This window comes from Curtobacterium sp. GD1, from assembly GCF_020882855.1.
Taxonomy (GTDB): Bacteria; Actinomycetota; Actinomycetes; order Actinomycetales; family Microbacteriaceae; genus Curtobacterium.
The window spans coordinates 1-12,037 of sequence record NZ_JAFEVQ010000007.1 but is presented as its reverse complement, the minus strand read 5'-3'; the positions used below and the strand labels follow the sequence as shown (position 1 = coordinate 12,037).

The 12,037-nt window shown below is 71.4% G+C and carries 13 protein-coding genes; 6 read left to right on the top strand and 7 right to left on the bottom strand.

Annotated elements, in window-relative coordinates; all coding sequences use genetic code 11:
• Positions 1 to 21 precede the first annotated feature (21 nt).
• Complete coding sequence (locus JSX79_RS05285) at positions 22 to 279, top strand: nuclease (protein ID WP_229085371.1); 258 nt, start codon at positions 22 to 24, stop codon at positions 277 to 279.
• A 4-nt stretch (positions 280 to 283) separates the two neighbouring features.
• Here JSX79_RS05285 and JSX79_RS05280 read toward each other — a convergent pair whose 3' ends face one another.
• Both JSX79_RS05280 and JSX79_RS05275 read right to left on the bottom strand, forming a co-directional pair.
• Entirely contained in the window at positions 284 to 691 is a 408-nt protein-coding gene (locus tag JSX79_RS05280) for an aldehyde dehydrogenase (RefSeq protein WP_071294427.1), read from the bottom strand.
• 62 nt (positions 692 to 753) lie between these two features.
• Positions 754 to 1,677 carry an AEC family transporter gene (locus JSX79_RS05275; protein ID WP_071294426.1) on the bottom strand — a complete coding sequence of 308 codons (924 nt, stop codon included), beginning with the start codon at positions 1,675 to 1,677 and terminating at the stop codon, positions 754 to 756.
• A gap of 73 nt (positions 1,678 to 1,750) precedes the next feature.
• Between JSX79_RS05275 and JSX79_RS05270 the strand changes: the two genes are divergently transcribed.
• The 3 genes from JSX79_RS05270 (at position 1,751) to JSX79_RS05260 (ending at position 3,700) form a co-directional block, all read left to right on the top strand.
• Positions 1,751 to 2,347, top strand: a complete 597-nt coding sequence (locus tag JSX79_RS05270) for a nitroreductase family protein (RefSeq protein ID WP_229085370.1) — start codon at positions 1,751 to 1,753, stop codon at positions 2,345 to 2,347.
• A gap of 79 nt (positions 2,348 to 2,426) precedes the next feature.
• Complete coding sequence (locus tag JSX79_RS05265) at positions 2,427 to 2,861, top strand: acyl-CoA thioesterase (RefSeq protein ID WP_083295084.1); 435 nt, start codon at positions 2,427 to 2,429, stop codon at positions 2,859 to 2,861.
• Positions 2,862 to 2,941: 80 nt separating this feature from the next.
• Entirely contained in the window at positions 2,942 to 3,700 is a 759-nt protein-coding gene (locus JSX79_RS05260; RefSeq protein ID WP_071294424.1) for an HAD-IIB family hydrolase, read from the top strand.
• Positions 3,701 to 3,732: 32 nt separating this feature from the next.
• On the opposite strand, the gene JSX79_RS05255 is transcribed toward JSX79_RS05260, so the two are convergent.
• Together JSX79_RS05255 and JSX79_RS05250 are read right to left on the bottom strand one after the other, a co-directional pair.
• Entirely contained in the window at positions 3,733 to 4,356 is a 624-nt protein-coding gene (locus tag JSX79_RS05255; RefSeq protein WP_229085369.1) for a phosphoribosylanthranilate isomerase, read from the bottom strand.
• Positions 4,357 to 4,432: 76 nt separating this feature from the next.
• Positions 4,433 to 5,485, bottom strand: a complete 1,053-nt coding sequence (locus JSX79_RS05250; RefSeq protein ID WP_071294423.1) for a serine/threonine-protein kinase — start codon at positions 5,483 to 5,485, stop codon at positions 4,433 to 4,435.
• A 198-nt stretch (positions 5,486 to 5,683) separates the two neighbouring features.
• Between JSX79_RS05250 and JSX79_RS05245 the strand changes: the two genes are divergently transcribed.
• The gene (locus JSX79_RS05245; RefSeq protein WP_229085368.1) at positions 5,684 to 5,887 is read left to right on the top strand and encodes a DUF2945 domain-containing protein; all 204 of its coding nucleotides are present in this window, start codon (positions 5,684 to 5,686) and stop codon (positions 5,885 to 5,887) included.
• 4 nt (positions 5,888 to 5,891) lie between these two features.
• Here the strand turns inward: JSX79_RS05245 and JSX79_RS05240 are convergent, their stop codons facing one another.
• Together JSX79_RS05240 and JSX79_RS05235 are read right to left on the bottom strand one after the other, a co-directional pair.
• Complete coding sequence (locus JSX79_RS05240; protein WP_229085367.1) at positions 5,892 to 6,650, bottom strand: DedA family protein; 759 nt, start codon at positions 6,648 to 6,650, stop codon at positions 5,892 to 5,894.
• A gap of 51 nt (positions 6,651 to 6,701) precedes the next feature.
• The gene (locus JSX79_RS05235; protein WP_229085366.1) at positions 6,702 to 7,844 is read right to left on the bottom strand and encodes an ROK family transcriptional regulator; all 1,143 of its coding nucleotides are present in this window, start codon (positions 7,842 to 7,844) and stop codon (positions 6,702 to 6,704) included.
• A gap of 36 nt (positions 7,845 to 7,880) precedes the next feature.
• On the opposite strand from JSX79_RS05235, the gene JSX79_RS05230 reads away from it, so the two are divergent.
• Entirely contained in the window at positions 7,881 to 9,593 is a 1,713-nt protein-coding gene (locus tag JSX79_RS05230; protein ID WP_229085365.1) for a beta-N-acetylhexosaminidase, read from the top strand.
• A gap of 252 nt (positions 9,594 to 9,845) precedes the next feature.
• Here the strand turns inward: JSX79_RS05230 and JSX79_RS05225 are convergent, their stop codons facing one another.
• Positions 9,846 to 11,972, bottom strand: coding sequence for a fructose-specific PTS transporter subunit EIIC (locus tag JSX79_RS05225; protein WP_229085364.1), 2,127 nt, complete (start codon positions 11,970 to 11,972; stop codon positions 9,846 to 9,848).
• Positions 11,973 to 12,037: the final 65 nt, after the last annotated feature.

Here is a 12,037-nt window from a genome sequence, read left to right as displayed (position 1 = left end):
CCTTCGAGAGCAGGTGAAGCCATGTCCCGCACGACCCCGTCGACGATCCTTCCGATCCAGCGCGTCATGGCCGACGCCACGCCCCGTGCCTGGAGGGACGGCGTCGTCGTCGAGACACGCCCCGCCGACGTGGTGGTCGCGTTCCTCGACGGCGGCGTGACGCAGCTGCGGGTGGCGGACGCCGACACGCTCGTGTCGGTCGGCGACCCGGTCGCCCACCACCCGGCCGCGGAGATCCTCAGCGCCGGCGGTCGGAAGACCACCGCGCGCACCGCGTGACGCGTCAGGCGGTCATCGAGGCCATCATCGCCTCGCACTTCGCGACCATCTCGTCGCACGCCATCGCGCAGTAGCGGCACGACTCGTCCATGTCCGCGTGGCTGCGGCACTCGGCGGCACACGCCGTGCCCATCGCGACGCAGGCCGTGAGCATCGCGCGCATGCTGTCGGCGTCCATGCCCATCGGACGCATCATCATCCGCATGCCGGTGTCGGCCATCATCGCCGTGTTCGAGCACATCGCGGCACAGGTGGCCATGTCGGCACCCATCTGCATGTCGCTCGCGGAGCACATCGTCGCGGCCATCGACGCGGCGTTCATCGCCATCATCGTGTCCTGCATGAGCTCAGCGTCCATCGCCACGGGCATCTCGCTCGTGGACATGGTCTTCATCATCGCCATGGTGTCCATCGGGGACCTCCTCTTCCGTTCGGTGGCGCCCACGGTACGCGCCGCCCCGATGCGTCACGCGACTACGGGTGCAGGAGCGCGGCGACCGCGACCAGCACCGGCACGGAACCGATCGTCGAGATGAGCACCACGTCCCGCGCGACCGGCACCGCCGCCCCGTACCGCTGCGCGTAGTTGAAGACGTTCTGCGCCGCCGGCAGCGCCCCGAGGGTCGTGAGCACGAAGACGTCCTGGTCCCCCAGCCCGAACACGAACCGGGCGAACACGAACGCCACGGCCGGCATCACGACGAGCTTGATCGCCGACGCCACGATGACGTCCGTCCGGATCGCCGGGTCGCGGAGCGGGGTCGCACCGTGCAGGCTCATCCCGAACGACAGCAGGACCACGGGCACGGCGGCCGCGCCGACCAGCGAGAACGGCTCGAGCACGGGCGTCGGCAGGTCGATGCCCGTCGCCGAGAAGACCAGGCCCACGAGCGAGGCGATGATGATGGGGTTCCGGAACGGCCCCGAGACCCGGCGCCACCAGCTCCCGCCCGCCGAGGTCGCGGTGTCCAGGATCGTCAGCGCGATCGGCGCGAGCACGATGAGCTGCAGCAGGATGACCGGCACGACCGCGGTGGCCTGGCCGAGGACGTACACGGCGACCGGCAACCCGATGTTGTTCGCGTTGACGTAGCTCGCGGCGAGCGCCCCGACCGTCGTGGTCGCGAGCGGCCGGCGCAGGACGACCCGGAAGACCACGCCGGCGCCGATGGCCACCACGACCGCGCTGAGCAGGGACACCCACAGCATCGGCGACAGCAGGACGTGGATGTCCGCCGTGGCGATCGTGTGGAAGAGCAGGCAGGGCATGAGCACGAAGAACGCGAGCCGGCTCATCACGAACTGGGCGTGCTGGCCGAGCAGTCCGATGCGTCCGACGACGTACCCGGCGGCGATGATCGCGCCGATGATCGCGAACCCGGTCAACACGCCACCCATCGGCTCCATCCTTGCACCATGTGACGTTGCTCAGGCCGGAAATGCGAACGCATCGAATACCGTTGTGCCCACCATGACCTCGACGAACTCCAGCACGCTCACGCGTTCGACCGACTCCAGCCAGCCCCTCGTCCCCCTGCTCGAGGAGCGGTGGAGCCCCCGTTCCTACGACGAGACCGCGACGATCGACGACGCGGCGTACGACGCGGTCCTCGAAGCCGCTCGCTGGGCCCCGTCGGCCATGAACTTCCAGCCGCGCCGCTTCGTCGCCGGCCGCCGTGGCACCGAGACGTTCCGGAAGATCAACGAGAACCTGCTCGGCTTCAACGCCGCCTGGGCCTTCCGCGCCAGCGCCCTGGTCGTCGGCGTGCTCGAGACCGTGACCGAGGACGGCGACGAGCGTCCCTTCGCCCAGTACGACCTCGGCCAGTCCCTCGCGGCCCTGACCGTCCAGGCGCACGCCGAGGGCCTGCACGTGCACCAGATGGCGGGCATCGACGCCGAGGGCCTCCGTGCCGCGTTCGACCTGCCGGAGCGGTTCCTGCCCTACACGGTCACCGCGATCGGCACCGTGGCGGACCCGTCGCAGCTCGACGACAAGGCCGCCGAGCGCGAGGTCGCCCCGCGGACCCGTCTCCCCCTCGACGAGGTCGTCCTCGTCAAGGAGTAGTCCTGCACCACCGCACGCGGCCGCATCCCCACCGGGGTGCGGCCGCTGCCGTGTGCGGCGGGGCGTAGCATGTACTGACATGCAGCACGACGCGAACACCCCCGGCCCCGAGATGAACTTCTACACCCGCAAGTGGGTCCGTCCGGAGGACCTCAACGCCAACGGCACCCTGTTCGGCGGCAGCCTCCTCCGCTGGATCGACGAGGAAGCCGCCGTCTACGCGATCATCCAGCTCGGCAACGGCAAGGTCGTCACGAAGTACATGTCCGAGATCGTGTTCGTGTCGTCCGCGCGAGAGGGCGACATCGTCGAGATCGGTCTCGTCGCCACCCGCTTCGGCCGCACCTCGCTGACGATGCGGGCCGAGGCACGGAACCTCTTCACGCACCGCAGCATCCTCACCATCGACGAGGTCGTGTTCGTCAACCTCGACGAGGACGGCTCCCCGGCGCCGCACGGCTACACCGACATCACGTACGACCGCGACCGGGTGCCCGCCACGCACCGCGCGTGACACCGCAGACATCGCGCAGCGCCGTCCGGGCAGGGCATCGCACCCGGCATGTGATCGGGGGCCTCTGGCAGGATCGGGGCATGACCACGCCCCGCCTCGTCGCCTTCGACCTGGACGACACCCTCGCCCCCTCGAAGTCCGCGCTCGACCCCCGGATGCTCGAGACCTTCGCGTCCCTGCTCGAGGTCGTGCCGGTCGCGGTGATCTCCGGCGGCAACTTCCAGCAGTTCGAGCAGCAGCTCGTCGCACCCCTGCGGCGTCGCGACGGGCTCGTGCTCGACGACCTGCACCTCCTGCCGACCTGCGGCACCGCCTACTACCGGTGGACCGGCGACGACTGGGCGCTCCAGTACGCCGAGGACCTCACCGACGAGCAGAAGGCGCGCGCCCTGGCCGCGGTCGAGGCCGAGGCAAAGGCCGCCGGGTTCTGGGAGTCCGAGACGTGGGGCCCCATCCTCGAGGACCGCGGGTCCCAGATCACGTTCTCCGCGCTCGGCCAGTCCGCTCCGGTCGACGTGAAGAAGCAGTGGGACCCGACGGGCGCGAAGAAGGACGAACTCCGTCGGCGCGTCCAGGCCGAGCTGCCCGACCTCGAGGTCCGTTCCGGTGGCTCGACGAGCGTCGACATCACCCGCAAGGGCATCGACAAGGCGTACGGCATGCAGCGCCTGGCCGAGATCACGAGCGTCGCGCTCGACGACATGCTGTTCGTCGGCGACCGCCTCGACCCCGAGGGCAACGACTACCCGGTGAAGGCCCTCGGCGTCCCCTGCCACGCGGTCGAGGGCTGGGAGGACACCGACGCCTTCCTCACGGAGCTGATCCCCACCCTGCGCTGACGCGCCGACGGACGGGAGGCGCGGCGAACCACTCAGGGGATGCTGCGGACCGCCTCGACGAACGCCCGGATCTTCGCCTCGTCCTTCACGCCGCGCTCGGACTCGACACCGCTCGACACGTCCACGCCGTCCGGGTCGAGCGACTCGATCGCCGCGACCACGTTGGCCGGCGTCAGCCCGCCCGCGAGGATCCACGCTTCGTCGACCTTCCCCGTGATCGAGGCGGGGTCGATGAGCCGCCCGCTGCCCGGCACCGCGGCGTCGAGCAGGAGCAGGTCGTGGTCGTAGGACGCGCGCTGTTCCGGCGTCTCGGCCAGGTAGTCCTCGGCCGCGACCGCCCGGATCGTGAAGAACCCGGCGTCGCGGGCGCGCGCGAAGTCCGTGGCCGACTCGCCGCCGTGCAGCTGCAGCGTGGTGAGCCCCACGGCCGAGGCGATGCCGACGACCTCGTCGATCTCCTGGTCACGGAAGACCCCGACCGCGTCGATGCCGTCCGGCACCCGCTCGACGAGCTCCTTCGCGAGGTCCGACGTCACGGTCCGGGGGCTGCCGGCGGCGAAGACGAACCCGACCGCGTCCGCACCCGCGTCGATGGCGGCGTCCACGGTCGCAGGGGTCGACAGTCCGCAGATCTTGATCCATCGCTGGTCGGTCATGCCGTCCATCCTGCCAGGGACCCCGGAGGTGCGGAGCGGCCGCCGGTACGGGGTGCGCGGCGGCCGTGCGACCGGCCTAGTGCAGGGTGCCGGCGACGTAGGACGCCCCGCAGGCGACCAGGACGCCGAAGGCCGCGAACGACCCGACGAGCACGTTCCGCCGCCGCCAGCGCCGCACGGTGACGAACGTCCCGCGCTTGGCGTGCCGGTGCGCGGCACGGTGCAGGCGGTGGTCGCGCTTGTGCTTCACGCGCTGCGGTCCCAGCGGCACCGGACCGGTGATCTGGGCGGAACCACCGCGGAGGGCGTTCGCGATCGCCACCGCGGTCGGGCGGCGGTCGGGGTTGCGCGCGGTCATCTTCGCGAGGAGGTCCCGCCACTCCGGCGCGATGCCGTCCGGGATCTCGGGGTCGTGGCGGAGCCGTGCGAGCGCCGCCTCGATGAGGGTGCCGGAGTACTCCTGCTTGCCGGTGAGGGCCTCGAGCAGCACCAGTCCGAGCGAGTAGACGTCGGTGGCGAAGCCGATCGGTTCCCCGGCGACCTGCTCGGGGCTGAGGTACGCGGCCGTGCCGATGATGGTGCCGTCGTTCGTCAGGCGCGAGCCGTCGACGAAGTGGGCGACGCCGAAGTCGGTGAGCTTCACGGTGCGCGCGAAGCCCGACGAGCCCTCGTCGCTGATGAGGATGTTCGCCGGCTTGACGTCGCGGTGGACGATGCCGCGCGAGTGCACGTACGCCAGCGCGTCGGCAAGCTGGGCCCCGAGGTCGGCCACCTCGTAGTTGTGCAGGGCGCCCCCGGCGAGCCGGCGCAGGAGCGTCGTGTCCGCGATGAGCTCCATCACGATGTACCGGTGCGGACCGTCCTCGAAGTCGTGGGTGCCGGCGTCGTACAGCGGGATGAGCCCCGGGTGCGACAGCATGCTGAGCAGCCGGATCTCGCGCTCTTGGCGGACCCGGTCGGCCGTGGTCATCGACTCGGGCGTGGCGAAGAGCTTCACGGCGACGGCGCGGTAGGTGTGCTCGTCACGTGCTTCGTAGACGGATCCCATGCCGCCCGTGCCGATGAGCTTCACGAGGCGGTAGCGGCCCGAGAGGACCGTTTCCGACCGTGTGTCGTTCAGCAGGGTCATGGCTGATGTCGTTCCGTCCGGAGCCGGTGTTCCGTGGCAGTTGCCAACGTGGTGACTCACCCACTACGGTACGCGGCCGCCCCGTGATCCGCGCGGACGTTATGACATCGTGATCGGCCTACTTCCCTGTGTTCATGCGGATGCATCGGGGTACAGTCCGACGTCCGAACAGGTGAGCGATCACGCAAGGAGGACACCATGGCGCTGTCGAAGGGCGACACCGTGCACTGGAACACGTCGCAGGGGAAGACGACCGGCACGCTCGTGCAGAAGCGGGTCTCGGACTTCGAGTTCGACGGCCAGTCGTTCAAGCCGCGCGACGACGACCCGTACTGGATCGTCGAGTCGGAGAAGTCCGGCAAGCGCGCCGCCCACAAGGAGTCGGCGCTGACGAAGGCGTGAGCGCTCAGTCGCCGGCGGGCTCGGCGCGACGACGGCCTCGGGCAGCCACTGCGCCGTGCTCGGTGCGCTGGTTCCGCTCGGCTCGGACGCGTCGGACCCGTCGGACCCGTCGGACGACGAACGTCACCACGACGACGGCGATCGCCACGTAGAGGACCCGGTCGATCCACTCGGTGTACTGCTCGACCTTGTCGTACTGGGTCCCGAAGGCCGCTCCGAGCAGCACCAGGGCGCTGTTCCAGATCCCGCTCGCGATGATCGTGAACACCGAGAACGTCCCGAGGTGCATCCGGTCCGCTCCGGCCGGCAGCGAGATGAGGCTGCGGACGATCGGCACGAACCGGCCGAAGAAGACCGCGCTCTTGCCGTGCCGGTGGAACCAGTCCGCCGCCTTGCGGAAGTCGTCCTCGTCGACGAGGGGCAGCTTGCCGAGCCAGCGCGTCGTCCGCTCGAAGCCGATGACGGCGCCGAGCCAGTACAGCACCAGCGCGCCGAGGTAGGAGCCGAGCGTCGCGAGCAGCAGGACGAGCACGAGGTTCATCCGGCCGGCACCCGCCAGGAACCCGGCCAACGGCAGGATCACCTCGGACGGGATCGGCGGGAAGACCGTCTCGACGAAGAGCATCAGCGCGACGCCCCACTCCCCCAGGGCGTCGATGAGCTGCAGCACGAGGCCGGAGAGCCCGCCCATCTCGGGGTCCGCGGCGGAGTCGCCGGCGGCGACGGTCATGGTGTGGGCAGGCGCAGCCACGGCAGTCGTCATCCCCCGATGGTGCCTGAGTGCCCTGTCAGGACCCGGCACGCAGCCTGGACGTCAGCCGAGTCCCATGTGCGTCGTCCGGACGTGGGTCAGGGAACGGGCGAGGGCGCCGCGGGCCACGGCGTCGCGGCCGACCGTCGACGGGACGATCTCGACGGGGTGCCGGAGCTGCGGCGTGACGATCTCGGTCAGGGCCTCGCAGAACACCGGGGCCGCGGGCAGGACCTCGCCCCCGACGACGACCACCTCGGGGTCGATCGTCGCGATGAGCTGCACGACCCCGGGCGCGACGTCCGCGGCGAGCGCCCGCACGGCCGCGGCGGCGTCCGGATCGCCCTGCCCGGCCGACGCCATGACGGACTCGACGTCCGTACCGGGGGCGATCCGCGCCTCCAGTCGGGCGGGTGCGTCGGGCCAGCCGGTCGATGCCAGGCCGCCCATCTCGCCTGCCGCCCCGCGCGCACCGCGTGCGAGGGACCCGTCGACCAGGTAGGCCGCGCCGATCTGGCGACCCATCACCAGGTACAGGCCGTCCTGCACGCCGCGGAAGCGTCCCCACATCGCCTCGGCGGTGGCGGCGAGCTTGGCGTCGTTGTCGAAGAACGTGGTGGCCGTGGGGAACAGGTCGCCGATCCGGCCGGGGACCCGTCGCTCGACCCACTGCGGGACCGCGACGGTGTAGTCGATCTCGCCGGAACGGTCCACGACGGCCGGGACCCCGAAGGTGGCGGCGAGGAGCCGTGACGGGTCGGTGCCCTCGACCAGACGACGGACGACGTCCTGCACGCTCTCCCACGCCTGCTCGGCGGAGGCGAGGTCGGTGTAGACCTCCTCGACCCGGGCGAGCTGCCGACCGCGGAGGTCCGAGCGGAGCCCCACGATGCCGTGCAGCCCGAGGTCGACCCCGAGCACCGATCCGGCCCCGGCGTCCGCGCGGAACCGCTTCGCGCGGCGACCCGCCTTGTTCGGCGTGGCGATCGCCTCGGCCTCGGTGACCCACCCCTCGTCGACGAGGTCGGCCAGCGCCGCCTCGACCGTGGGGCGCGACAGGCCCACGGTCTGCCCGAGCTCGGTGACGGTGTGCGAGCCGTCGTCACGGAAGAGCTCCGCGAGGAGCGCACGCGAGTTGATGAGTCGGAGCATCCCCGGTGTGCTGCCGACGACACCGTTCGGAAGCGTTGACACGGTCTCGTCCACGGCCATAGCCTCCATATTACGAAAGATCATTGAGGAATGGTGGACTCCGGCATGCTCATCCCACGGCCGCGCCGCACCGAACCGGGTGCTGGCGCCTTCGCGATCACCCCGTCGACCCGCATCGCCGCAGACGCCGCGAGCGAGTCGGTCCGACTGTACCTGCAGCAGACCCTGCGGGGGTCGACCGGGCTGCCGGTGCGCGACGCCGACGACGCGGCCGGGGTCGACACCGCGCACTCGGGCGTGATCGCACTCCGTGTCGCCGACGACGACACGCTCCCCGCCGGACCGGCCGGTGACCGCTCCGAGTCGTTCCGGCTGCGGGTCACGGCCGACCGGGTCGAGATCACCGGCGGGGGCCCGGCGGGCGTCTTCTACGGCGTCCAGGCGCTCCTGCAGTCGCTCCCGGCCGACGTCTACCGCAAGGGCCGGGTCGGCACCGGCCCGTGGACGGTCCCGGTGGTCACCGTCGAGGACGCCCCCGCGTTCGCCTGGCGCGGCGTCATGCTCGACGTCGCCCGGCACTTCCGCACCAAGCACGAGGTCATGCGGGTGATCGACCAGCTCGCCGCGCACCGGCTCAACCGACTGCACTTCCACCTCACCGAGGACCAGGGGTGGCGCATCGAGATCCGGAAGTACCCGCGCCTGACCGAGGTCGGCTCGTGGCGGAAGGAGTCGCAGGTCGGGGCGCACGTGCCGGACGCCAATGGGGTGCTGCAGCCGGCGGCGTTCGACGGCCGTCCGCACGGCGGCTACTACACGCAGGACGACATCCGCGAGATCGTCGCCTACGCGGCCGACCGGTTCGTCACCGTCGTCCCCGAGATCGAGACGCCCGGGCACGTCCGCGCCGCCCTCGCCGCCTACCCGTCGCTCGGCGTCTCGGGCGAGCCGATCGACGTGTGGACGGAGTGGGGCATCGCCGAGGACGTCCTCAACGCCGAGGAGTCCACGATCGCCTTCTTCCAGGACGTCCTCGACGAGGTCATCGCCCTGTTCCCCTCGGAGTACATCGGCGTCGGCGGCGACGAGTGCCCCAAGGTCCAGTGGGAGGATGACCCCCGCACGCAGGAACGCATCCGCGAGCTCGGCCTCGACGACGAGGAGCAGCTCCAGGCGTGGATCATCGGCCGGCTCGCCTCCCACGTCGAGTCGCACGGGCGGCGGGCGTTCGGGTGGGACGAGATCCTCGAGGGCGGCACGCTCTCGAAGTCCGCGACCGTGCTCTCGTGGCGCGGGCTCACCGGCGCCCGGACCGCGGCGAAGCGGGGGCACGACGTGATCTCCGCCCCGGACGACCAGGTGTACCTCGACTACCGGCAGAGCGACCTCGAGACCGAGCCCATCCCGGTGTCGATCGTCCTGTCCGTCGACGACGTGTTCGCCTTCGACCCGGTGCCGGCGGACCTCACCGACGCCGAGCGCGCCCACGTGATCGGCGGCCAGGGCAACATGTGGACCGAGCACGTGGACACCGCCCGCAAGCTCGACTACCAGCTCTTCCCGCGGGTCGCCGCCCTCGCCGAGGCGCTCTGGTCGGCCGACGTCGCCGGGCCTCGAGACGTCGCCGAGTTCCGGGGACGGCTCGCCGAGCACCTCGCTCGGCTCGAGGCGATGGGGATCGAGTACCGGCACGACGCCGGGCCGTTCCCGTGGGAGCAGCGGCCGGGGGTGCCGGGGCGGCCGCACTCGCGCGAGGAGCGTGCGGCCTACATCGACGCCGTCACCGCGAACATCGCGGACTGAGTCCGCGCGCCTGCACGCGCGCGCCCGCGCTGGCGCGCGCTGCGTTTCGTGAGCAGAAACGGTCGGGTCGTGCCTGCCCACCCGACCATTCCTGCTCACGAAGTGCGGTGGTTGCGACCACGGACGGACGGACGCACGGGAGGCGCGGTGCCAGCCGGCACCCCTCCCTCGCAGGCTCGGTCGGCGCGCCCCGCGCAACGCTTCGCGTTGCCGCTGAGCGGGGCGCGCCCGTCAATCAGGTGGTGACGACCACTACACGGCGACCGCCACGCGGTCGTCCGCCGTCTCGGACACGGCGGCGTCGGCCGCCGGGGCCCGCCGCACGAACTTCTTCAGCCCGACGAGCACGAGCGCCGACACCACGGTGCCCGCGAGGATCGCGACGATGAACATCGCCACGTCCCCGATCGCGAAGAACACGAAGATCCCACCGTGCGGCGCCCGCGAGGTCACGCCGGCAGCCATCGAGATCGCTCCAGTGACCGCAGCACCGACCATCGACGCCGGGATGACGCGCAGCGGGTCGGCCGCCGCGAACGGGATCGCACCCTCGGAGATGAACGAGGCACCGAGCAGCCACGCGGCCTTGCCGTTCTCGCGCTCGGGCTTCGTGAACCCCTTGCGGTAGAGCACGGTCGAGGCGAGCGCCAGGGCCAGCGGCGGGACCATGCCCGCGGCCATCACGGCCGCCATGATCTCGAACGGGACGACGTTCGTCGCGGATCCGGCGCCGAGGCCGGCGACCGCGAACGCGTACGCCACCTTGTTGACCGGGCCGCCGAGGTCGAACGCCATCATCAGGCCGAGGATGATGCCGAGCAGGATCGCCGAGGCACCGGACAGCGAGTTGAGGAACTCGGTCAGCTGGGTCATCAGCCAGGCGATGGGACCGCCGAGCACGAGCAGCATGAGCCCCGAGGCGATGATCGACGCGAACAGCGGGATGATCACGACGGGCATCAGGCCACGCAGCCAACGCCAGGTCGGGATGCGGCCGATCCAGTAGGCGGCGGCACCGGCGATGAGACCACCGATCAGGCCACCGAGGAACCCGGCGTTCATGAAGACGGCGATCGAACCGGCGACGAAGCCGGGAGCGATGCCGGGCCGGTCGGCCATGGCGTAGGCGATGTACCCGGCGAGCGCTGCCACCAGGAACCCGAGCGACACGCCACCGATCTGGAACGCGGCGGCACCGAGGTAGTACGCCAGACCCTCCGGCGGCAGGTTCAGGAGCGTGTAGTTCGTCAGCGTGTAGACCGCGTTGTTCTGCCCCGAGTCACCGTGGGTCAGCGCGATGCCGTAGCCGGCGAGCAGGAAGCCGAGCGCGATGAGGAGCCCGCCGCCCGCGACGAACGGGATCATGTAGCTCACACCCGTGAGCAGCCAGCGCTTGAGCGCCTGCCCGAAGTGCTCGTCCTTGGCGGTGCTCGAGCCGGCCTCGGCCGCGTTGCCGTGCACGCGTGCGGCGTTCGGGTCGTCAGCGGCTCGGAGGGCCTCGGCGATCATCTTGTCCGGCTCGTCGACACCGCGCTTGACCGGGCCGGCCACGAGGGGTTTGCCGGCGAAGCGGCCGCGGTCGCGGACGTCCACGTCGACCGCGAAGACGACGGCGTCGGCGCGGGCGATGAGGGCCGGGTCGAGCGGCTCGACCTGCGAGGACCCCTGCGTTTCGATGTGCATCTCGGCACCCGCGCGCTGGGCCGCGGCGACGAGGGCGTCGGCTGCCATGTAGGTGTGCGCGATGCCGGTCGGGCACGCGGTGACGCCGACGAGCACCTTGCGTGCTCCGGCGGTGGACCCGGCCGCGTCGCCGTCCGCGGCGTGCGTGGCGGCGGCGGGTCGCGCCTCCTGGCCGGTGACGGTCGTACTGGAGGCGCTGCTCGCGTTCCCGACGCCGGCCTGCGCGACCTCGCCGCTCACCTCGCGGTCGACGAGGTCCACGATCTCCTGCGGGGTGGCGGCGGCGCGGAGGGCGGCGGTGAAGTCCTCGCGGATGAGCGCACGGGCCAGGGTCGAGAGGACCGTGAGGTGGTCCTTGTCGGCCCCTTCGGGCACGGCGATCATGAAGACGATGTCGGCGTCGCCGTCCGGGGCGCCGAACGACACCGTCCGGGCGAGGCGGCTCATCGCCAGGGTCGGCTCGGAGACCGACGCGGACCGGGCGTGCGGGATCGCGATGCCACCGGGGACGCCGGTGCCGACGCTGGCCTCGCGCTTGATCGCGTCAGCGGCGAGGGACGCCCCGTCCGCCGCGCGGCCGGTCGCGGCGACGCGGTCGGCGAGGACGCGGATGACGTCGCTCGAGGTGGCGCCGAGGTCCTCGTCGAGACCGACGAGCTGGACGCTGATGAGGCGTGGACTCGTGTTGACGGACATGGGTTGCTCCTTTGCAATGGCGCTGGGGGCGCGGGTGCTGCGGGGTTGAGTGTGTGTGCGGGGGT